The following is a 20,630-nucleotide window of genomic DNA, read 5'->3' as shown; positions in this document are numbered from 1 at the left end:
CGAAGCCCATCGAACAGACTTGTGAAACACGCACTAGCCGCCGAGCAGGCCCCGCGCGAAAGCGGTCGCGACGGCGGCCGCGCGATCCTTCACCCCGAGCTTGGCGTACGCGTGCACAAGGTGCGTCTTGACCGTGGCCTCGCTGATGAACAGCAGTTTCGCGGCCTCCTTGTTGGTCGACCCACGCGAGATCAGGGTGAGGACTTCGAGTTCCCGCTTGCTCAGCGGCTCCGGCGTGGGGGCGCGCATCCTGCCGAGGATCAGGTCGGCGACGGCGGGGGAGAGCACCGCCTCGCCTCGCGCCGTCGCCCGGACCGCGCGGAAGAGTTCCTCGCGAGGAGCGTCCTTGAGCAGGTAGCCGGTCGCGCCCGCTTCGATCGCCGGGATGACGTCGGTGTCGGTGTCGTAGGTCGTCAGCACGAGGATCCGCGCGGGATTGCCGAGCTTGGCGAGCTTCGCGATCGCGGCCACCCCACCGGAACCCGGCATCCGCAGATCCATCAGCACGACGTCGGGACGGAGTTTCTCCGTCAGCGCGACGGCCTGGTCACCGGAGGACGCCTCTCCGAGCACCTCGAACCCTTGATCCGCGGTGAAGATGCCGCGCAGCCCGTCGCGGACGATGGGGTGGTCGTCGGTGATCAGCAGCGTGATCGTCATACCCGGGCCTCCAGCGCGATCGCGGGCAGGTCGGCCGACACGGCCGTCCCGCCGCCCGGCTCGGATTCGACGTGCAGTGTTCCCGCCAGCCTGGCGACGCGGGCCCGCATCCCGGGAATGCCGAAACCTCCATCGCCCGCCATTTCCGGTTCGAAGCCCTTCCCGTCGTCCCGGACGTCGACGGTCACCTGATCGCCCATGTAGGACAACGTGAGCCCCACGATCGTCGCGGCGGCGTGCTTCTCTACGTTGGCCAGCGCTTCCTGCGTGATCCGCAGCAATGTCGCCTCGATCTCGGGATGCAGCGCCCGCGTGGTCCCGGTGGTGGTGAACCGGACTTCGACACCGGTCCGGACGCTCCATCGCCGGGAGACCTCGCCGAGCGCGTCCGGCAGGGTTGCGGCGGCCAGCGGCTGCGGGCCGAGCGCCCGCACCGAACGCCGGGCGGCGGTCAGGTTCTCCCGCGCCAAGGCCATCGCGGAGCCGACGTGCCGCTGCCATTCCACGGGATCGGCCTTCGCCTCGGCGGCCGCCTCCAGCTGGGTGATGATCCCGGTGAAGCCCTGGGCGAGCGTGTCGTGGATTTCCTGGCTCAGCCGCTGACGCTCGTCGAGGACGCCGGTTTCGTGCGCCTGGCTCAGCAACTGCCGTTGCAGCACCGCGTTCTCCTCCTGGGCGGCGGCCAGCTCGTCGAGCACACGTTTGCGCTCCGCGTGCTGTCGCGCCATCGCCGCCGAGACGAGCCCGCCCCCGCCGACCGCGGCCGTCTGCACCAGCGTGACCACGGTCCACAACGCGGGCTGATCGGCGAACGCCCGCAGCGGGCCGCCGTTGGGGATCGTGTTGATCAGCGCGGAGACGGCGAAGATCCCGGCCAGTGCCAGCGGGGCGGGCCGCAGGCGCATCGCTTCGAAGAACCCGGCGATCATGAAGACGAGGAAGATCGTGTCGTGTGCTTCGAGCACCGCCGCGATCGCGACCAGCCCGGCGAAGGACACGGCGACCACGACCGGATGCCCGTCCCAGCGCGTCGGCATCAGCGTCACGGTGAGCAGGAGCCAGCCGGCCGCGATCCCGACCGGCTTCAGGGTCTGCAGCGGGTCGTGCCCGGAGAGCACGAGACTGAGCACCGTGCCGAGCGCCAGCAGCGCGTACGGCAGACACCTTTCGACCCGGCCGCCCCACGGGCGCCACAGTGACCCGCCGTCTTCGGGAGACGGCCACAGCGACTCCTGCCACCGGATCCAGCTGGTCATACCCGGAATTCTCGCAGGCCCGGCCACGCCGTGGCCCAGGTTTCGGTGTGGCCGGTGATCAGCCAGATCGGCATCCCCCGGCTCACGTTGCGGACGCCGGCCGCGTTGTCCACGCGGGAGACGATCCGGGCGTCGGTGAACGATCGCAGCAGCCGCGCCGGATCCGGCCCGACGAACAGGACGCTGTCCGCGGTCTCGGGCGGATGCCCGAAGTACCAGAAGCCCCGGCTGGGGCTGTATACGGCGGGAAGCCCGTAGTCGGCGCCGTACCGGTCCAGCGCTCCGGCCTGCCAGTACCCGGCCGCGACGAGCGTGGTGCGTGCCCGCTGCTCCGGCGGGAGCCGGTGATAGGCCTCCGCTACCGAACGGGCGAGGTCCGGCCAGCCGATCTCCTCCAGCGCGTACGCCGGACGCGGGACGTCCCGGCCTTCCGCGAGCCAGGCGGACGGCCACACCGGCAGCGCGTACGGAAGCGTGTACAGCGCGGAAAGCAGGAACACCGGCCAGGTCGGGATCCAGCGGAACCACCGGGACGGCCGCGACTGTCCGAAGTGGACGGCGGCACCCGCCCATAGGACGCCGAACATGCCCGCCGCGTAGTAGTACCGGCCGTTCGACAGGATGAACAGCGCGATCACGCCGACCGCGGCCCAGCCCAGGAACCGGTATTCGCGCAGCCTTGCCGAGAACAGCAGGACCCAGAGTCCGTAAAGGACACCGACGACGCCGATGCCGAGCCCGGCGCCGGTCAGCAGCGCGGGCAGGAATCCGGCGCGGCCACTCCAGCCGCCGGTGGTCTCGTGCGCGATGACGTCGCCCATCTCCAATTGCGGCCAGCCGTTCGCGGCCTGCCACCAGAGTGTCGGCACCATCGAGAGGGCGGCGATCCCCGCGCCGAGCCAGAGTTTGGGCCTGCGCAAGAGATCCCGGGGCCCGAAGACCAGGATCGCGACCCCGGCGGCGATCCAGAACGTCGCGATCAGGAGCTTGACGTTCAGCGCGACGGCGGTCGCCACGCCCAGCCACGGCAGCAGGTTGTCGTCGCGGGTCCGCATCCACCGCACGAGCAGCCACGCGATGAGCGTCCACAGCGCCGGATCGATCGTCGAGGTGGCCAGGTAGTGCCCGCTGCCGAGGAACTGCCCGCAGATCGCGTACGCGGCGGCGGCGCGGGTCTGCGCCCGGCGGTCCCCGCCCATCTCGTAGGCGATGAGCCCGGTGAACACGACACCGGCGGCCGTCGCGAGGACGGCGGGCAGGCGGAAGACGAAGACGTCTCCCGGCGCGAGCGTGTCCATCGCCAGGGCCAGGAACGGGAGCACCGGCGGCTGGTCCGCGTAACCCCAGGCCAGCCGCTTACCGGCGGAGAGGAAGTACAGTTCGTCGCCGAAGTAGCCGTACCGCCACGCCGTCGCCATCAGGACCGCCGCGGCCGCGGCGGCGAGGAGCCCCACCGGGAGCCGGGCGAACGCCGCACCGGACACGGTCGGTGTTTCGGCCGCGCGGGCGGCTTCCATCCATTCCTCGCAGATCCCTCGGGTGCCGGTCCTCTCGCACCTTACGTGCCACCGGCGTGGCGCGTCGGTCGTGAGAGGACCGGTCAGGCTCAGAAGCCCCAGTCCGTGAGTTTCGGCCACACCGTGTCCCAAGTCCCGTTCCGGCCGGCGGCCAGCCAGATCTTCATGCCCTGGCTCACGTTCTGGATCCCGGCCCCGTTGTCGAGGGCGCCGACCTCACGCACCTGCGTGAAGTACGGCACAAGCATCGAAGGGTCGTTCCCGACGAACAGGATGTCCCGCGCCGATTCCGGCGGCCTCGGCAGCGTCACGTAGCCGCGGTTGGGGCTCGACGGTGACGGCAGCCCGAGTTCCGGTCCATAGTGGTCGATGGCACTGGCTTGCCAGTACTTCGCCGCGACGACACCGGTCCGGGACGGATCGGGAACGGTCCGGTACACCCGCGCCACCGACTCCGTGATCTCCCGCCAGCCGACCTCTTCGGTGGCGAAGATCGGCCGCGCCCACATCGGAGCGCTCGCCAGCTGCGCCCGCGGCAGGACCGGAAGTGCCTGCGGGATCGCGATCACCGCGGCGAGGAGGTACACCGGCCAGGTGGCGAGCCAGCGCCAGTACTTCGACGCCTGACCCGCCTCGATCTCCACCGCCGCGGCGGCGAACAGCGGGGCGAACATCCCCGCCGCGTAGTAGTAGCGCCCGTTCGCCAGCACGAACAGGGCGAGGACGCCGAGCGCGGTCCAGCCGAGGAACCGGTACGGCCGCAGGCGTTCGGACCGCAGCAGGCGCCACAGTCCGTAGCAGACCAGGATCGCCCCCACCGGTACTCCGGCGCTCAGCACCAGCGTCGGGACGAAGGTGGCCCGGCCGCCCCAGCCGGCCGAGACCTCCTGGGAGATCGCCGCGCCCATGGTCAGCTGCGGCCATCCGTTCGCCGCCTGCCAGACGAGGGTGGGCGCGATCATCGCGGCGGCGATCAGCGCGCCGAGCCACAGCGCCGGACGGCGGACGAGGTCACGGGGCCCGAACGCCACCGCGGCGACCAGTACGACGACCCAGAAGCCGCCGACGAGGAACTTCGTGTTCAGGGCGAGCCCGGTCACCACACCGGCCCAGACCAGGAGCCTGTCCGTCCGGGTCCGCACCCAGCGGGCGAGCAGCCAGATCAGCAGCGTCCACAGGAACGGGTCGATCGTGCTGGTCGCCAGGTAGTGCCCGCTGCCGAGCATCTGGATGGACACCGCGATCGTCGCCGCCGCGATCGTCTGCGCTTTGCGGCCGCCGCCCAGTTCCCTGGCGATGAGCGCCGTCAGCGCGACGCCTGCCACCATCGCCAGCATCGCCGGGATCCGCAGGACGAACGGTGAATCGGCGCCGAACGCGTCCATCAGCCGGGCCAGCAGCGGCAACAGGGGCGGCTGGTCGGCATACCCCCAGTCCAGATGCCGACCGGCCGCCAGGAAGTACAACTCGTCGCCGAAATAGCCGTAACGATCGGCCGTCGCCGCGAGGACCGCCCCCATCGCCCCGGCGATCACCAGCACCGGTGTCCTGGCGAACGACGCGACCTCCGCGCGTTCTCGTCCACCGGACCGTTCCCGGAGTCCCTCGGCCTCCATGACCACGGGTATCCGCCCCCTCTCGATCGGTTACGCCCTTGATCGAGAGTCCCGCGCCGCCGCCTTTCCGGGGATCCATCGGCCGGTCAGGATCGGCTCATCGAAGGGATGAGCCAGGATCAACCGATCGATGGATGCGGAGGATCAGTGCCGTCGCCAGCCGAGTGTGATGTCCTTTGTGGACAGCCAGCCGCGCAGGTCGTGGCCGTGCGTGGCCAGTCCGTCGACGGTCGCGTGGCTGACGCCGAGCGCGCGTTCGCCGTCGGCGGGGGAGAGCAGCCCGGCGGTGACCGCGGCGAGGAGTTCGTCGGCGTCGATCACCTGGACGGATTTCTTGTCCCGGAGGACGAGGTCGAGATAGAGGTCGGTGGCGACCCAGACGCCGCCCTCGCGGCGGACGTCGACGACGTCGAGGTAGAAGTCCTGATCGCGGTCGTGGCCGGGGGTGAACCAGAAGTCGGTGATCCGCAGGCCGAGCTCCGGCAGCAGCCACGACTCGATGTAGTGGAACTGCGCCCGTCCCGGAGTCGGCCGCGCCATGTAGAGGCCGAAGGGTTCTTCGCGGTATTCCTCGACGTCCCTCACGATGCCCTTGGGATCCGTGTTGGTCTTCGCGGCCGGGTCGAAGTACTCGACCTTGGGCGGATGCAGCGCGGTCATCCGCCCATCTTGGAAGGCGGCGTCGCTCGCGAACACCGCCCAACCGGGTGGACGATCACGGTTCGCGGGTTCCGGGGGAGTAGCGCCCCTCGGCCGGATAAGGTGCGCAGGTTCCGCCATAGGGGTGAGTGGGAGTCGACGCATGTTCGGGATCATCAGGCCGTGCCGCCATCGGCTTTCCGCGGGGTTGCACGCGGACTGGCTCGCCCATCTCTGCGGTCTTTGCCTGGCGTTGCGGGACGAACACGGACATCTGGCCCGAATGGTGACGAACTATGACGGGCTGATCATCTCGGCGCTCGTCGAAGCCCAGTCGCCGCGTGCGGAAGGACGCCGCGACGCCGGCCCTTGCCCGCTTCGGGCGATGAAGGGAACGTCGGTGGCGAAGGGCGGCGGCGCCCAGCTCGCGGCGGCGGTCTCCCTCGTGCTGGCGTCGGCCAAGATCAGTGACCACGTCGAAGACCGCGACGGTGCCTTCGCGCGGCGTTCCGTCGCGCTCGCCGCGAGGCGGGTCGCGACGCGCTGGGCCGATCAGGGAAGCCGGACGGGGATCCGGGTCGGTTTCGACACGGCGGTCCTGACCGAGGCCGTCGACCGGCAGGCCGAGCTCGAAAACGCCGTCCGAATCGGCGATTCGGCCGTCCTCGCCACCGAACCCGCCGAACTGGCGACGGCGGCCGCCTTCGCGCACACCGCGGTCCTGGCGGGCCGCCCGGAGAACGCGGCGCCGCTGGCGGAGGCCGGACGCCTGTTCGGCAGGGCCGCCCATCTGCTCGACGCCGTCGAGGATCTCGCGGAGGACGAAGCCGCCGGAGCGTGGAACCCGCTGGCGGCCACCGGAACCGGGCTCGCCGAGGCTCGGCGGTTGTGCGACGACGCGGTGCTCGGCGTCGAACTCGCCCTTCGCGAGGTGAGGTTCGATCAGCCCAAGCTGGTCCACGCCCTCCTGGTTCACGAACTGCGGCAGGCGGTGCGGCGCGCTTTCGGGCACAACCTCACCGGGCACGGACACGGCCCACAGCAGCCGCCGCCGGGCTGGATCGGCCCCGGACCTCGACCGCAGCAGCATCCGCACCAGCCTTACCCGCCCCAGCGGTATCCGCAGGGCGGTCATCAGCCGCCGCCCCCGCCGGCGGGCGCCCCCGGCGGCGGAGGCCCGCCGCAGGAGCCGCCGAAGAAGAAGGGCAAGCACCGCGGCGAGGGCGGACCGGTCGATGGTCAGGGCGGTTGCTGCTGGACGCCGAAGTTCCGGGTGCCCGCGCAGCCGAGGGGGTTCTTCTTCGGTTGCGCGGTGGCGACCTACATGTGCTGTTCGTGCCAGTTCTGCTGCCGCGACCCGTTCCCCGGGGCGTGGAGCGGGAAGCCGCACGAGGCCTGGTGCAACAACTGTGACGGTTGTGACTGCTGCAACTGCTGTGACTGTTCCTGCTGATCCGACCAGGCGAAACGGAAATTGTCGGACCCAGCCCTTACTCTGGAGGACGTGGCTTTCGCAACCGAACACCCCGTGCTCGCCCAGTCGGACTTCCGCCCCGTCACGGACATCCCCCGGACCGGCGGCCGGTTCGAGGTGGTCAGCGAGTACAAACCCGCCGGTGACCAGCCGGCGGCCATCGACGAGCTCGAACGCCGGATCAACGCGGGCGAGAAGGACGTCGTGCTGCTCGGCGCGACGGGTACCGGTAAGTCGGCGACGACGGCCTGGCTGATCGAGCGCGTCCAGCGTCCGACGCTGGTGATGGCGCCGAACAAGACGCTCGCCGCGCAGCTGGCGAACGAGCTGAGGGAGCTGTTCCCGCACAACGCGGTCGAATACTTCGTCAGTTACTACGACTACTACCAGCCCGAGGCGTACATCGCGCAGACGGACACCTACATCGAGAAGGACTCGTCGATCAATGACGACGTCGAGCGGCTGCGGCACTCGGCGACGATGAACCTGCTGTCCCGGCGCGACGTCATCGTGGTCGCGAGTGTCTCGTGCATTTACGGTCTTGGCACGCCGCAGTCGTACCTCGACCGGTCGAGCAAGCTGAAGGTCGGCGAGCAGCTAGACCGGGACGTCTTCCTCCGCGCGCTGGTGGACGTGCAGTACACCCGCAACGACATCGCCTTCGCACGCGGCACCTTCCGCGCCCGCGGGGACACGGTCGAGATCATCCCGGCGTACGAGGAGCTGGCGATCCGCGTCGAGTTCTTCGGCGACGAGATCGAGAAGCTGTACTACCTGCACCCGCTCACCGGGGACATCGTCAAAGAGGTCGACGAGGTCCGCATCTTCCCGGCCACCCACTACGTGGCGGGCCCGGAGCGGATGGAGAAGGCCATCGGCGGCATCGAGGCCGAGCTCGAGGAGCGGCTGGCCGAGCTGGAGAAGCAGGGCAAGCTGCTCGAGGCCCAGCGGCTGCGGATGCGCACCGCCTACGACATCGAGATGATGCGCCAGGTCGGGTTCTGTTCCGGCATCGAGAACTACTCGCGGCATATCGACGGCCGCGGCGCCGGCACCGCGCCCGCGACCCTCATCGACTACTTCCCGGAAGACTTCCTGCTGGTCATCGACGAGTCGCACCAGACGGTCCCGCAGATCGGCGGCATGTTCGAGGGCGACATGTCGCGGAAGCGGAACCTGGTCGACTTCGGGTTCCGGCTGCCCAGCGCCGTCGACAACCGGCCGCTGACCTGGGAGGAGTTCACCGACCGGATCGGGCAGACGGTGTACCTGTCGGCGACGCCGGGGCCGTACGAGATGGGGCAGGCGGGCGGCGAGTTCGTCGAGCAGGTCATCCGCCCGACCGGTCTGGTCGACCCGAAGGTGGTTGTGAAGCCCACCGAGGGCCAGATCGACGACCTGGTGCACGAGATCCGCGAGCGGGCCGAGAAGGACGAGCGCGTCCTGGTCACCACGCTCACCAAGAAGATGTCCGAGGATCTCACCGACTACCTGCTGGAGCTGGGCATCCGGGTGCGGTACCTGCACTCCGAGGTGGACACGCTGCGCCGGGTCGAGCTGCTGCGGCAGCTGCGCGCGGGCGATTACGACGTGCTGGTCGGCATCAACCTGCTCCGTGAGGGGCTCGACCTGCCCGAGGTCTCGCTGGTCGCGATCCTCGACGCGGACAAGGAAGGCTTCCTCCGCAGCGGCACGTCGCTGATCCAGACGATCGGCCGCGCGGCCCGGAACGTGTCGGGCGAAGTGCACATGTACGCGGACAAGATCACCGACTCGATGCAGCACGCCATCGACGAGACCGATCGCCGCCGCGCCAAGCAGGTCGCCTACAACAAGGAGCGCGGTGTCGACCCGCAGCCCCTGCGGAAGAAGATCGCCGACATCCTGGACCGTGTCTACAGCGAGGCCGAGGACACGGAGTCCGTCGCCGTCGGTGGCTCGGGCCGGAACTCCTCGCGCGGCAAGAAGCCCGAGCAGGGCGATCGCGTGCGCAGCTCCGGGATGCTCGCGGACAAGGACGTCGCCGGGATGCCGCGCGCCGAACTGGCGGATCTCATCCAGCAGATGACCGACCAGATGATGCAGGCCGCCCGCGACCTGCAGTTCGAGCTGGCCGCCCGGCTGCGGGACGAGGTCGCGGACCTCAAGAAGGAGCTCCGGGGCATGGACGCGGCCGGTATCAAGTAAGCCGCGTTTCGTCCTCTGGTTGCGATCCTTGCGTGTGCAAGGACCGCAACCAGAGGACGAAACGCGTGAGGGTCAGAGCCGACGGCGCTCCAGCATAGTCAGGTCGGCGTCGAAGTCCGGGAACCCGGCGGGTGCCGAACGCGTGCTGACGCCGGGCGAGATCGGAGGCAGGCCGGCCCATCGCCGTACGGTGTTCGTCGCTTCGGCGGCCTGGGCCGCGGGAAGCTGCGCGATCCGGGCGCCGTGGTTGCCGCCCGGAACCGTGTAGCTGTAGGAATCCTTCGTGCCGAAGCCGAGTTTGAACGGCTCGGCACTCCACGGGTCGTTCGCGCCGTAGACGAACATCAGCCGCTTCCCCTGGGACTTCACCCAGAAGTCGATGTCCGGCATCGCCAGGTGGTCGAACCGCGGGATGTCGACCGACTTCGGCACGAACGTCCGCGACACGTTCGATCCCGGATAGCGCAGCAGATCCCGCAGATAGCCTTCGTAGGACTCGGGGGCGCCGAGCTGGTAGGCCGCCTGGAAGTAGTACGGGACGTAGACCTCGAGGTTCTGGTCGGAGTAGGTGTTCAGGCTTTCGACGCGTTCGAACCAAGCGTAGATCTCCGCCGCCGGAGCACCCGCCTTCGGGATCGTCGCGCAGTCCGACTGCCTCTGGTACTGCCAGAAGGCGAAGTACGAGTCGATCACGGAGATCTCCAGCGACACGTCCGCCGAGCCGACGGTCTTGAACGTGTAGCCGTTCTTGGCCGCGTCGGCGGCGGCGAGCGCCGCGAACTCCGGACGCCGGGCCAGCACGTCACGCTGGATCGCCTTCAACGCCGAACGGCAGGCCGGATCGTCGCCGACGTTCGCCAGGAACCGGTTGTAGCGGTCGTGCGCGTTGATGACGTCGTTGGGCGCGACGTACGGGATCGTCGCGTCGACGTCGTCCGGGAAAAACCTACGGAAGTAGGTCGCCGTCATGCCGCCCTTGCTGCCGCCGGTCGCGAGCCACTTGCCCGGGTAGATCCGCTTGAACGCCTCGACGGCGCGGTGCTGATCGGCGGCGGCCTGCCAGATCGTCAGCTGCCTGCCCCAGTCCGGATGGTCCGGCCGGGACGGGGTGAAGAACCGGTACTCCATGGACAGCTGGTTGCCGTCGACGAGCTGTGTCGGCTCCGAGCGGTTGGGCGATTGCGAGACGTTGTACCCACTCGTGAACACCACGGTCGGTGACCGGAATTCCTTGTGCAGCAACGTGAACCGCTGCTGGAAGGTGCCGCGGTCCGGCCTGCGGTGGTCGACCGGCTGGGTGTAGGTGAGCTTGAAGAACCGGTACCCGGTCGGCGCTGGATTCTCCGAGACGACGGTCAGCCCGGGTATCCGTCCGAGCGCTTCCTTGATGTCGCCGGGTGCCGCCTGCACGGCCGGGGTCAGCCCGGCCAGCGCGAGAACGGTGATCGCCAGAACCGACCACGCGGCCGTGAGCTTCCGCATCCATGCCCTCCCCATCGGGACCTGTTGAGCGGTCGGATACTCACAGAGTCACCGCCGGTGGGCAATCGCCTATCCGGTCGAGCCGCGCAGCACCCTCTCGACGTAGGCCTTGATGGCCGCGAGCGCCTCGGGAGAGCTCCACAGTTCGAGGACGTGGGCGTCGTCGCCGGTGCGGTGTTCGGCGATGCGCTCGTGGAACGGCCGGTGCAGCTGCGCCTTCGTGTGCGCGTACGCGGCCGCCGGGATCTCGGCGAGCTTCCGCGCCACCTCCACCGCCCGCCCCAAGACGTTCTCGGGCGCGGTCACCTCGTTCACCAGGCCGAGCCGGAGCGCGTCCGCGGGTAGGTGGGTCTCGCCGAGGAAGGCGAGTTCGGCGAGGACGTCGGCACCGAACCCGGACCGCAGGATCTCCAGTGCCGCCAACGGGAACGGCACGCCGACGAGCAGCTCGGTGATCCCGATCCGGCTGGGGCCGTCGGCGAGGACGCGGCGGTCGCAGGCGGCGGCGAGCACCGCCCCGCCGGCGATCGCGTGCCCGTTGACGGCCGCGACCACCGGGCCGGGGAAGCCGAAGACCGAGAGGAACGCGTCCGACAGCGCGGGCAGGAAGTCCTCGATGTAATCCGCGCCGCCGTCGTGTACTCGCCGCAGGTCGACGCCCGCCGAGAAGATGCCGCCGGTGCCGGTCAGCACGACCCCGCGACAACCGCCCAGCTGCACGTCTTCGAGCCGGAGGGCCAGTTCCTGGCAGAACTCGGTGTCGAGGTGTTCGCTTTGCCGTGCTGGAGGGTGACGACGGCGATCCCGCCATCGTCGTCCACGCGGATCGAGGAGGTGGCCATGGCCCGACCGTACCCGAGCCCGCGAGGATCTACAGTGGACCACGCTGGCTTCCCCGAACGCGGGCGTTACTCAGCCGGAGAACCCACCGCTAGTCCCTCAGCCGCACGGTGACCGTCGGGCTGAAGGAACGTTTGCGGTTCCAGCCGGTCTCGGCGCCGATGCTGAGCTGGATGGCGCGGTCGGCGGGCGCCCAGTAGCCGGTGCGCACGAAGTAGGCGTCCATCGAACACAGCCTGGCGCAGGACTTGCGGTTGCAGATCGTCTCCCAGCCCCACTGCCTGCCGCTCTCCTCGACGCCGTTGCGCCGGACGAAAAGATGCGGGTTGCCGATTTCGCGGCAATAGGTGCTGCCCTCCGAGATGTAGAGGACCCCGTCGATCTTGTAGAACCGGTTGTTGTCGAGAAGCGTCACCTGGCCCGAGACGGCGAATCCGACCCGGCCGCCCTTGCCAGCGCTCATGGTCCAATCAAGAGAGAATTCTTGGACCGGGGTCTCGACTGACTGGGTCATGGTGACATCCCCGCTTTCCGCTCGCGTCGGCACCTTTCCACTGAAGATAAGGATTTCCCGGAGGTCCCCGAAGATGAATGCGAACTTTTCACCCAATGAGTCGATGATCGGAAAATCAATTTTCTCATGCGCATGAAACACCGGTTACCGGCGCTAATGGGTGAAGGTCGCCACGGCCAGTGAAAACCGGGGCCCACCAGGGAAGAGGATTTCGTCTTCCCGGTGGACCCCGGTGATTTTCCGGTACGAAAACGCTCTCAGCTGGTGATGTCCTTCGTCGCGAACCGGCGGCCCGCCAGAAGGAAGAACACGGTGCCGTACAACGCCGCGGAGAGCATGCCGTTGGCCATGTTCGTCCAGTCGATGTCGGTCGAGATCAGATCCATCCACGAGAACGCGAAATGCGTCGGCAGGTAGTCGCGCAACCCCTCCAGCGCGGTGATCTGGTCGAGGATCTGCGACACGATCGCGACGATCACCGCGCCGCCGACGGCGCCCAGCGGGGCGTCGGTGGCGACCGAGAGCAGCATCGCCAGCCCGGCCACCCACGCCAGCTGCAGGATGATGTAGATCGTCGCGAGCCCCATGGCGACGAGGCTGTCGCCGAACGACACCGCGTCCCCGGTCGGGCTGATCGCGTCGCCCGCGCCGTACCAGATGACGCCGACCACCAGCGAAACCAGTGGCAACAGGATCAGCGCGACCGCGGAGAGGATGCCGGAGACGATCGCCTTCTGCCGCAGCACCCGATGCCGGGGGACCGGCATCGCGAGCAGGTACTTCAGGCTCGACCACGACGCCTCGCTCGCGATCGTGTCGCCGTAGAACAACGCCACGATCATCGGGAGCAGGAACGTCCCGGAGACGAACAGCGCGAGCACCACGAAGTTCGGCGCGCTCGCGGTGGCGAGGTCGACGAAGCCGCCGCTGCGGCGGTTCGGGTTGGCCTGCCCGATCTCGAACGCGATCACCAGGATGAACGGCAGCAGCGCGACGAACCCCAGCATCAGCTGGGTCCGCCGCCGTTTGAGCTGCCGTTTCAGTTCGACGCCGAGCCGCAGCGTCCGGTCGGCGCGGTACCCCGCCACCGCCCCGTCGGGGCCGACCTCGGTCGGTTCGTGCGACGCGACCTCGGTCAGCTCCAGCAGGGCCGCCGGATCGGTGTGCACGCCGTGATCCGCCCGGGTCGCCGGGCCGGAACCATTGGTCTTACTCACCCTTCGAGTCCTCTCCGACCAGCTGCAGGAACGCGTCTTCCAGACGGCGCCGCGGCCCGGCCTGCTCGACCGCGACCCCGGCCCGCACCAGGACGGCGACCGCCTCGGCGCGGGCGAGACCGTCGAGATCCGCGTGGACCAGTTCGCCGTCGACGTCGACGCCGGAAACGCCGCCGACCTTTCGCAGCGCTTCGGCCGCTTCGGCGGGCTTGTCGACGCGGAACGTCGCCTCGCCGCTGGACGCGGCCAGCTCGCCGACCTCACCCGAGGCGACCAGCATGCCGCGGTGCATCACGACCACGTGCGTACAGGTCTGCTCGACCTCGGCCAGCAGGTGGCTCGAGACCACCACGGTGCGCCCGGTCGCCGCGTAGCGCTGGAGCACCTCGCGCATCTGGTGGATCTGTGGCGGGTCGAGCCCGTTGGTCGGTTCGTCGAGCACCATGAGCTCCGGCAGGCCGAGCATCGCCTGCGCGATCGCGAGCCGTTGCCGCATGCCCTGGCTGTAGGTGCGGACCCGCCGGTTCACCGCGTCACCGAGTCCGGCGATCTCCAGTGCCTCGGCGAAATGCGCCTTCTCCTTCGGCCTGCCCGTACTCGCCCAGTACAGCTCCAGGTTCTCCTTGCCGGACAGATGCGGCAGGAAGCCCGAACCCTCCACGAAGGACCCGATCCGGGACAGCACCGGCGCGCCGGGCGCGATCAGGTGGCCGAACACGCGGATGGTGCCCGCGGTCGGCGTGATGAGCCCCATCAGCATGCGCAGGGTCGTCGTCTTGCCCGCGCCGTTCGGCCCGAGCAGGCCGAGTACCTGACCGGGTTCGACGCGGAACGACAGATCCTTCACCGCGACGAACCCGCCCGCGTAGGCCTTGTGCAGGCCTTCGATCACGAGCGGCGTCTTCGCCAGGCTCTCGTCGACGTCGTGGGCACGGCGGCGACGGAACGCGGCGATCACCGTGATCGCGATCCCCGCGAGCAGCGTTCCGCCGATCCCGAGCAACTGCGCGGTGGGCGCGCCCGCGCCGACCGAGTTGCCGGGGACGACCGGCACCCCGAGCCGTCCGCCGTCCGCGAGCCCGATGCGGAAGACGGCGGGCTCGACCGGCGTCGCGAACGCCTGGTCCGTCGTACTGACGACCAACCGCAGCGTGTGCCCGGCTTCCAAGGGCCGCACGATGCCCGGTAGGGTCACCGTCACCTCGACCGGACTGCCGTCGGCAGGCAGGCCCGAGACGCGGAAGGGCGCGACGGCGTTGGCCGGAAGTGTTCGGACGCCTTCCGAGTTGACGTCGTAGAGCTTCGCGAACAGGACGGCTTCTTGTCGCGGAGCCGTGGTGGACGGGTCGGCCGAGACCTGCAGCCGGACCGTCGACGAACCGGCCGCGATCGTCTGCGCGTCGAGCGGCGGGGTCGCGAACTGCGCGGCCTGCCCCGGCGGATCCAGGCTGAACAGTCCGGAAAGCCGGGACGAACCAGCCACCGCCCCGTTCAAGCCGGGGATCCCGCTCACCGCGGCGGGATTGCCGCCGGCGGGCCGCACGACCGGCTGGGCCGGGCCCGCCAGGGTGAACTGCCGTCGCTCCGTGGCGTCCCCGGTCGCTCCCGGGTACGCCGGTGCGGTGACCGTGCGGACCGAGGGGGCGCCGTTGGCCCGGAGCGTGCCCTGGATGTCGTAGCTGAACCCGGTGCCGGGGTCGGTGCCCTGCCCGGTGAGGGAGAACTTGAGGAAATCGGCGATCTGCGCGCGCAGTTTCTGCCCTGGCTTCCCGCCGTCGTGGCCGCCGGTGTACCAGATCGTGCGGACCTTGCCGCCCGCCGCGGTGATCTGCCGGGCGGTCGCGTCGGACTGGTCCAGCCCGAACAGCGTGTCACTTTCGCCCTGCACCAGCAGGGTCGGCACGGTGATCTTGTCCGTCACGGACGCGGGGGAGACCCGCCGGAGCAGGTCGACCGTCTTCTGGCTCGCCTTCCCCGTGGTGGCGAGCTCGGTGTAGGCCTGACAGACGTCGGCGGTGAACCGTCCACAAGGGTCGGGCGGGCCGGACGGTGGCCGCTGCCCGTTCTGCCCGCCGAGCGGCAGCGACTGCGCCGCGGCACCGGCCGCGCCGACGCCCTGTGCCGCACCGGATTCGCTCGTCTCGTCGCCGGCTTCGGGCGCGTCGTTGGCGGGGGAGCCGCTCTGCGCCGCGCCGGAACCGGCGGAGAAGAAGATGCCCGCCCACGACTTCTTGAAGACGCCGTCCGCGGTGAACGCGCCGGCGGCCGGGGTGGTGGCGTTCGGCGCGGCCGGAGCGGCCGCGTTCGGGAAGAGGCCCTGCGCGAGATCGTTGTAGGTGATCACCGGCGCGATCGCGTCGACCCGCTTGTCGGTCCCGGCGAGCAGCAGGGAAAGCGCGCCACCGTAGGAAGCTCCGGATACGGCCACCTTCGGGTCGCCGTTCTCGCTGAGGACCTCGGGGCGCTCGGCAAGGCCGTCGATCAGCTTCCTGGCGTCGGCGACCTCGCGGTCGGGGTCGTTCAGCGCGATCTTCCCGGTGCTGCGGCCGAAACCGCGCGCGGACCAGGTCAGCACCACGAAGCCCTTTTCGGCGAGCTCGCGGGCCTCGGTGGCGACACTGTTCTTGTCACCGCCGAAACCGTGGGCGAGCAGGACCGCCGGAGCCGGGGTCTGTTCGGGCAGGTACGTGGTCGAGTCGATCTTCACGACCTCGGACGAGCCCGGGGTTTCGGGCAGGTCGAGGGTCGCGTCCTGGGTTCTGACCGCGGACGGGGCGGGTTCGCTGTTCGTCCACACGACGGCCGCGGCGGCCAGGACCACCACGACCGCGGCGAGCGCGATGAGCTTCGCGCCTCGCGTGCGAGGGAGCGGGATTCGGGGCACGGAACGACCGTATTTCACCGAACCTGAGAACCGCTTCCCCGGCACACACGGACCACACAAGAGTGACGTTAGGGCCGCCACCGGAACGGGTACTCAAAGGAGCGAGAAGTGGTGGGTGTGACGGGAGTTACGCCATCATCTTGGTGACAAGGGCAACCTTAACTGGCGTCCCGCGTACAGACAGGTCAAACTGGACCAGCTGTGAGGGGAGTATTCCTTCGCGGCGGTGTCGTCAGCACGGTGGTCTTCGCAGGCCCCCGGCACCGTCGGCCGGTTTCGCACCGGCGGAAGAGACCTCCGGTTAGTTGCTGCTGTGCACTATCCGGAGGGTTGGTTACATGTCTGTTCCCCTGTGGCTATGGATCGCCACGGTCGGCGGTCTGCTCGCGCTGATCGCACTCGACCTGGTCATCGTCGATCGCAAGCCGCATGAGGTCACCACCGGCGAAGCCGCCAGGTGGGTCATCTTCTACATCGCCGTGGCCGTCGCGTTCGGTATCGGCGTCTGGGTCTTCGGGGGACACGACCCGGGAGTCGAGTTCTTCACCGGGTACATCACCGAGTACTCACTGAGCGTCGACAACCTGTTCATCTTCATGATCATCATGACGTCGTTCAAGGTGCCCGCGATCCACCAGCACCGGGTGCTGCTGATCGGCATCCTGCTCGCGCTCGCCATGCGCAGCGTGTTCATCGCCGTGGGCGCCGCGCTGATCGCGCAGTTCGTCTGGGTCTTCTTCCTCTTCGGCGCCGTCCTCATCTGGACCGCGGTCAGCATGGTCCGCAACAAGGACGAAGAAGAGGAATACGAGGAGAACGCGCTCACCCGCTGGGTGCGCAAGCTCTTCCCGGTCACCAACGAGTGGCACGGCCACAAGTCCTTCGTGAAGAAGGACGGCAAGCGCTGGATCACCCCGATGTTCCTGGTGATCGTCGCGATCGGCAGCGCGGACCTGCTGTTCGCGGTCGACTCGATCCCCGCGATCTTCGGTATCACGCAGGAGGCCTTCCTGGTCTTCGCCGCCAACGCGTTCGCGCTGATGGGCCTGCGCCAGCTGTACTTCCTGCTCGGTGGCCTGGTCACCAAGCTGGTGTACCTGTCCTACGGTCTCGCGGTGATCCTCGCCTTCATCGGCGCCAAGCTGTTCCTGCACGCGCTGCACGAGTACCACGTCGTCCCGGACTGGCTGGACATCAACAACTGGGTCTCCCTCGGCGTCATCGTCGTGGTCCTGACCGTGACGACGGTGGCCAGCCTCGCGAAGGCGAAGAAGCTGGAAGCCGCTGAGCAGGAGTCTTCAATCAGTAGTTAGAGCTGCTAAGGATCGGGTACCGTCGGGGCCGTGCGTCCCGTTGACATCGAAGCCCTGACGGTCCCCGGCATCCTCACGCTGCGCGGCGACCTGCTGCTCACCGCGGTGAGCAGGCCTGATCTGAAGACGAACAGCTACCGCGGAACCCTGCGCCGGGTCGATCCGGGGGGCGGTGGAGAAGGGGCCTGGACCCACGGGACCAAGGACTCCGCCCCCGCCATCTCGCCGGACGGCCGGTGGGTCGCGTTCCTCCGGGCGGGAGAGGGTTCCGGGCGCGCCGCCAAGCCGCAGGTGCACGTGATGTCCGCGGACGGCGGCGACGCGAAGCGGATCACCGACCTGCCCCTCGGCGCGGGCGCCCCGGTCTGGGCACCGGATTCCCGTCGGATCGCCTTCGTCGTCCGCGTGCCCGAGCCGGGCCGCTACGGCACCGAGGACGAGGACGGCGAAACGCCGGAGCCGGGCGAAGAAGCGCCGCGGCACATCACGAATCTCTTCTACCGCGTCGACGACGTGGGTTTCCTCAACGACCGTCCACAGCGTCTGTTCGTCGTGGACGCCGTCGCCGCGCTGGACGATGAGCCGCCGGCCGAGCTCACGCCGCTGACCGACGACCGGGCCGACGTCGACCATCCCTCGTGGACGGCCGACGGCGAGCAGGTCCTGTTCACCGGCCCGCGTGACTGGGCCGCCGAGGACACCGTCCGCACGGATGTCTACGCCGTGCCCGCGGGCGGTGGCGAGCCCCGGCTCCTGGTCCGGACCCTGGGCACCGCGGACCGGCCGGTCGTCGCACCGGACGGTTCGATCCTGTTCTACGGCAACGAATTCCCCGGTCTGGAGGACGTCGGCCGCAACACCGGCCTCTGGCAGGCGCCGTGGCCCTCCGGTGACGAGCCCTCGTCCCCGCGCCGGCTGACCGACGTCGAAACGGTGGACTGCGACAACGCGGCCGGCGCTCCGGTCGTCCTCGGAGACGAGGTTCTCGTCGTGGTCACCGCCCGCGGTGCCGCCGAACTGCGCGCCGTTCCCCTCGACGCCGAACTGGCCGAGCTGAAGTCGCTGCGCCACCTGGCGGGTGAGCGCACCGCGGTGAAGTCGTTCGCCGTCGACGGCGAACGGATCGTCGCGGTGATCGGGACGCCCGAGAGTTCCGGTGACGTCGTGCTGCTCTCGGACGGGGAGCCGCGCGTGCTCACCGATTACTCGAAGACGTTGCGGGACACCGGGATCCTGCCGCTGGAGGAACTGAACGCGACCGCTCCGGACGGCTACCCGGTCCACGGCTGGGTCGTCCGGCCCGCGGGGGACGGGCCGCATCCCGTGGTCCTGATGGTCCACGGTGGACCGTTCGCGGCGTACGAATGGAAGGTCTTCGACGAGGCGCAGGTGCTCGCCGCCGCGGGCTACGCCGTCGTTCTCGGCAACCCGCGCGGTTCCGCGGGCTACGGCGAAAACCACGGCCGGAGCATCGTCCACGGCCTCGGCACCGTGGACGCGGACGATCTGCTGGCACTGCTGGACGAAGCGCTCAAATTGTCCAATTTGGACAGTGATCGCGTCGGGGTGATGGGCGGCTCGTACGGCGGTTTCATCACCAGCTGGCTCGCCGCCCATCACGGCGGCCGGTTCCGCGCCGCGTGGAGCGAGCGCGCCGTCAACGCCTGGGACTCGTTCGTCGGCAGTTCCGACATCGGCTGGTTCTTCGCCGGGGGCTATGTCGGCGACGATGTCGACGAGCAGCGCAAGCGCAGCCCGCTGACGTACGCGGGGAAGATCGACATCCCGTTCATGGTCGTGCACTCCGAGCAGGACTGGCGATGCCCGCTGGAGCAGGCGCAGCGGATGTACGTGGCGCTGCGGCAGAACGGCGTCGCGGCCGAATTCCTGCTGTTCCCCGGGGAAGGGCACGAACTCACGCGTTCCGGGCTGCCGCGGCACCGGGTGCAGCGGTTCGACGCCGTACTGGAGTGGTGGGGCCGCCACCTCTGATCTTCGTGAGTGGTGAGGACGGGTCGGCTCCCCACGCGCCCCTTCGCCGGCCGACGTTGTGAAAGCCACTTTCGCAACGTTGAGGGTTGCGAAAGTGGCTTTCGCAACCTCCGGCCAAGCCCAGCAGGACCGGTGAGCAAGAAACCTCGGTACCGAGTGGTCGGGTCTCGTGATCAGGCGGACGACACGCGTGATCAGGCGGACGACACGCGTGACTGGACGGACGACACGACCACGGCCGGGGCTCCGCCACGAGTCGTCCACCCGATCACGCGTGTCGTCCGTCCCATCACACGAAAACGCGGCCCGTGCACCTGCGGTAGGTACTCAAGACGTCAGCTGAGAAGCGTGTAGTTCAGCTCTTCGCACACCCGGCCCAGTGGGACGTCGAGCCCCGGATGGTCCAGCGGGAGCAGCACGTCCGGCGCGACCGGCAGCGAATTCCCGGCGGGCGGGTCCCACAGCGCGAGCGCGGGGCCGCCGGAGTCCATGGACGACCGGTACCAGACGCCGTCGAGGTCGCCGAAGGCGGCGCGGATGGCGCGGGCCCAAGCCTGGGTGATCTTCTTCGGGCCGCTGGAGATCTCCTGCGAGGCGCCGACCCTGGTCGGCCAGAGACCGGCGAGGTCGAGCAGCCGCAGGGTGCGGGTCGGCCGGACGACGACCAGGCGCGGGCCGCGGGATTTGCGGTCGACCGTCGACGTGGTCTGGAAGACCTCCGCGATGCTGGTGCGCACGGTGAGACCGAAGTACAGAACGCCGTTCCCGGGGTCGGTGACGGGGCGACCGCCGCGACCGGGGGTCTGCGGGTCGAACCGGCCGTGCGGGAGCGGGCCGCTGTAGCGGAACGAATTCCACTGCTGGGGGTGGTTGCCGTGCGCGGTGAAGATCCTGACCAGCCTGGTGCCGGGGTGCACCGTCACCACGTCGTTGGTGCGGTGCAGCTCCTTGACCAGGACAGAGCGTGCGGGCGGCAGGGGAAGCCGGGCCATACCTCGGGAGTCGTCCGTCCTTGTCGGGTGATCTTGCTCGGTGGGGT

At 69.3% G+C, this 20,630-nt stretch carries 14 protein-coding genes and 1 pseudogene; 4 read left to right on the top strand and 11 right to left on the bottom strand.

The features are described 5' to 3' along the window. Nucleotides 1-33: 33 nt before the first annotated feature. The 5 genes from ACLJQ7_RS27720 to ACLJQ7_RS27700 all read right to left on the bottom strand — a co-directional run bounded on the left by ACLJQ7_RS27720 (nucleotide 34) and on the right by ACLJQ7_RS27700 (nucleotide 5,709). Nucleotides 34-660 carry a response regulator gene (locus ACLJQ7_RS27720; RefSeq protein ID WP_410651085.1) on the bottom strand — a complete coding sequence of 209 codons (627 nt, stop codon included), beginning with the start codon at nucleotides 658-660 and terminating at the stop codon, nucleotides 34-36. Continuing rightward, complete coding sequence (locus ACLJQ7_RS27715) at nucleotides 657-1,916, bottom strand: sensor histidine kinase (RefSeq protein ID WP_410651084.1); 1,260 nt, start codon at nucleotides 1,914-1,916, stop codon at nucleotides 657-659. The genes ACLJQ7_RS27720 and ACLJQ7_RS27715 overlap by 4 nt, the downstream gene beginning before the upstream one ends. Beyond that, entirely contained in the window at nucleotides 1,913-3,433 is a 1,521-nt protein-coding gene (locus ACLJQ7_RS27710) for an ArnT family glycosyltransferase (RefSeq protein ID WP_410651083.1), read from the bottom strand. The genes ACLJQ7_RS27715 and ACLJQ7_RS27710 overlap by 4 nt, the downstream gene beginning before the upstream one ends. 89 nt (nucleotides 3,434-3,522) lie before the next feature. Further along, nucleotides 3,523-5,049 carry an ArnT family glycosyltransferase gene (locus ACLJQ7_RS27705; RefSeq protein ID WP_410651082.1) on the bottom strand — a complete coding sequence of 509 codons (1,527 nt, stop codon included), beginning with the start codon at nucleotides 5,047-5,049 and terminating at the stop codon, nucleotides 3,523-3,525. Nucleotides 5,050-5,193: 144 nt separating this feature from the next. Continuing rightward, nucleotides 5,194-5,709, bottom strand: a complete 516-nt coding sequence (locus tag ACLJQ7_RS27700; protein ID WP_410651081.1) for a DUF402 domain-containing protein — start codon at nucleotides 5,707-5,709, stop codon at nucleotides 5,194-5,196. A 142-nt stretch (nucleotides 5,710-5,851) separates the two neighbouring features. Between ACLJQ7_RS27700 and ACLJQ7_RS27695 the strand changes: the two genes are divergently transcribed. Both ACLJQ7_RS27695 and uvrB read left to right on the top strand, forming a co-directional pair. Then, a complete protein-coding gene (locus ACLJQ7_RS27695; RefSeq protein ID WP_410651080.1) occupies nucleotides 5,852-7,141 on the top strand; it encodes a DUF5685 family protein in 1,290 nt (429 codons plus the stop codon). 51 nt (nucleotides 7,142-7,192) lie between these two features. Next, nucleotides 7,193-9,349 carry an excinuclease ABC subunit UvrB gene (uvrB, locus tag ACLJQ7_RS27690; protein ID WP_410651079.1) on the top strand — a complete coding sequence of 719 codons (2,157 nt, stop codon included), beginning with the start codon at nucleotides 7,193-7,195 and terminating at the stop codon, nucleotides 9,347-9,349. A 72-nt stretch (nucleotides 9,350-9,421) separates the two neighbouring features. Here the strand turns inward: uvrB and ACLJQ7_RS27685 are convergent, their stop codons facing one another. The 5 genes and pseudogenes from ACLJQ7_RS27685 to ACLJQ7_RS27665 form a co-directional block, all read right to left on the bottom strand. After that, a complete protein-coding gene (locus ACLJQ7_RS27685; RefSeq protein ID WP_410651078.1) occupies nucleotides 9,422-10,831 on the bottom strand; it encodes a S28 family serine protease in 1,410 nt (469 codons plus the stop codon). A gap of 69 nt (nucleotides 10,832-10,900) precedes the next feature. Further along, nucleotides 10,901-11,673, bottom strand: a pseudogene (locus ACLJQ7_RS27680) (enoyl-CoA hydratase/isomerase family protein). Nucleotides 11,674-11,762: 89 nt separating this feature from the next. Next, nucleotides 11,763-12,185: a hypothetical protein gene (locus tag ACLJQ7_RS27675; protein WP_410651077.1), complete on the bottom strand. Its 423-nt coding sequence runs from the start codon at nucleotides 12,183-12,185 to the stop codon at nucleotides 11,763-11,765. A 257-nt stretch (nucleotides 12,186-12,442) separates the two neighbouring features. Further along, the gene (locus ACLJQ7_RS27670) at nucleotides 12,443-13,402 is read right to left on the bottom strand and encodes an ABC transporter permease (protein ID WP_052121043.1); all 960 of its coding nucleotides are present in this window, start codon (nucleotides 13,400-13,402) and stop codon (nucleotides 12,443-12,445) included. Next, nucleotides 13,395-16,304 carry an alpha/beta fold hydrolase gene (locus tag ACLJQ7_RS27665; RefSeq protein WP_410651076.1) on the bottom strand — a complete coding sequence of 970 codons (2,910 nt, stop codon included), beginning with the start codon at nucleotides 16,302-16,304 and terminating at the stop codon, nucleotides 13,395-13,397. Before ACLJQ7_RS27665 ends, ACLJQ7_RS27670 begins: the two co-directional genes overlap by 8 nt. Before the next feature lie 320 nt (nucleotides 16,305-16,624). Here ACLJQ7_RS27665 and ACLJQ7_RS27660 point away from each other — a divergent pair, with 320 nt between their 5' ends. Further along, nucleotides 16,625-17,599: a TerC family protein gene (locus ACLJQ7_RS27660; RefSeq protein ID WP_410651075.1), complete on the top strand. Its 975-nt coding sequence runs from the start codon at nucleotides 16,625-16,627 to the stop codon at nucleotides 17,597-17,599. Between the two features lie 30 nt (nucleotides 17,600-17,629). Further along, nucleotides 17,630-19,591: a S9 family peptidase gene (locus ACLJQ7_RS27655; RefSeq protein ID WP_410651074.1), complete on the top strand. Its 1,962-nt coding sequence runs from the start codon at nucleotides 17,630-17,632 to the stop codon at nucleotides 19,589-19,591. A gap of 335 nt (nucleotides 19,592-19,926) precedes the next feature. Here ACLJQ7_RS27655 and ACLJQ7_RS27650 read toward each other — a convergent pair whose 3' ends face one another. Beyond that, the gene (locus tag ACLJQ7_RS27650; RefSeq protein ID WP_007028108.1) at nucleotides 19,927-20,583 is read right to left on the bottom strand and encodes an RES family NAD+ phosphorylase; all 657 of its coding nucleotides are present in this window, start codon (nucleotides 20,581-20,583) and stop codon (nucleotides 19,927-19,929) included. Nucleotides 20,584-20,630: the final 47 nt, after the last annotated feature.

The organism is Amycolatopsis sp. cmx-4-54, assembly GCF_046548895.1.
Classification (GTDB): domain Bacteria; phylum Actinomycetota; class Actinomycetes; order Mycobacteriales; family Pseudonocardiaceae; genus Amycolatopsis.
Note: the sequence above shows the minus strand (reverse complement) of the source record. Positions and strands in the feature narration are given on the sequence as shown.

What these genes read in the sequence shown, in the direction of transcription:
- ACLJQ7_RS27705 (WP_410651082.1), bottom strand. Translation starts at nt 5,049, where the DNA reads ATGGAGGCCGAGGGACTCCGGGAACGGTCCGGTGGACGAGAACGCGCG.
- ACLJQ7_RS27685 (WP_410651078.1), bottom strand. Translation starts at nt 10,831, where the DNA reads ATGCGGAAGCTCACGGCCGCGTGGTCGGTTCTGGCGATCACCGTTCTC.
- ACLJQ7_RS27720 (WP_410651085.1), bottom strand. Translation starts at nt 660, where the DNA reads ATGACGATCACGCTGCTGATCACCGACGACCACCCCATCGTCCGCGAC.
- ACLJQ7_RS27695 (WP_410651080.1), top strand. Translation starts at nt 5,852, where the DNA reads ATGTTCGGGATCATCAGGCCGTGCCGCCATCGGCTTTCCGCGGGGTTG.
- ACLJQ7_RS27715 (WP_410651084.1), bottom strand. Translation starts at nt 1,916, where the DNA reads ATGACCAGCTGGATCCGGTGGCAGGAGTCGCTGTGGCCGTCTCCCGAA.
- ACLJQ7_RS27660 (WP_410651075.1), top strand. Translation starts at nt 16,625, where the DNA reads ATGTCTGTTCCCCTGTGGCTATGGATCGCCACGGTCGGCGGTCTGCTC.
- ACLJQ7_RS27700 (WP_410651081.1), bottom strand. Translation starts at nt 5,709, where the DNA reads ATGACCGCGCTGCATCCGCCCAAGGTCGAGTACTTCGACCCGGCCGCG.
- ACLJQ7_RS27710 (WP_410651083.1), bottom strand. Translation starts at nt 3,433, where the DNA reads ATGGAAGCCGCCCGCGCGGCCGAAACACCGACCGTGTCCGGTGCGGCG.
- ACLJQ7_RS27650 (WP_007028108.1), bottom strand. Translation starts at nt 20,583, where the DNA reads ATGGCCCGGCTTCCCCTGCCGCCCGCACGCTCTGTCCTGGTCAAGGAG.
- ACLJQ7_RS27675 (WP_410651077.1), bottom strand. Translation starts at nt 12,185, where the DNA reads ATGACCCAGTCAGTCGAGACCCCGGTCCAAGAATTCTCTCTTGATTGG.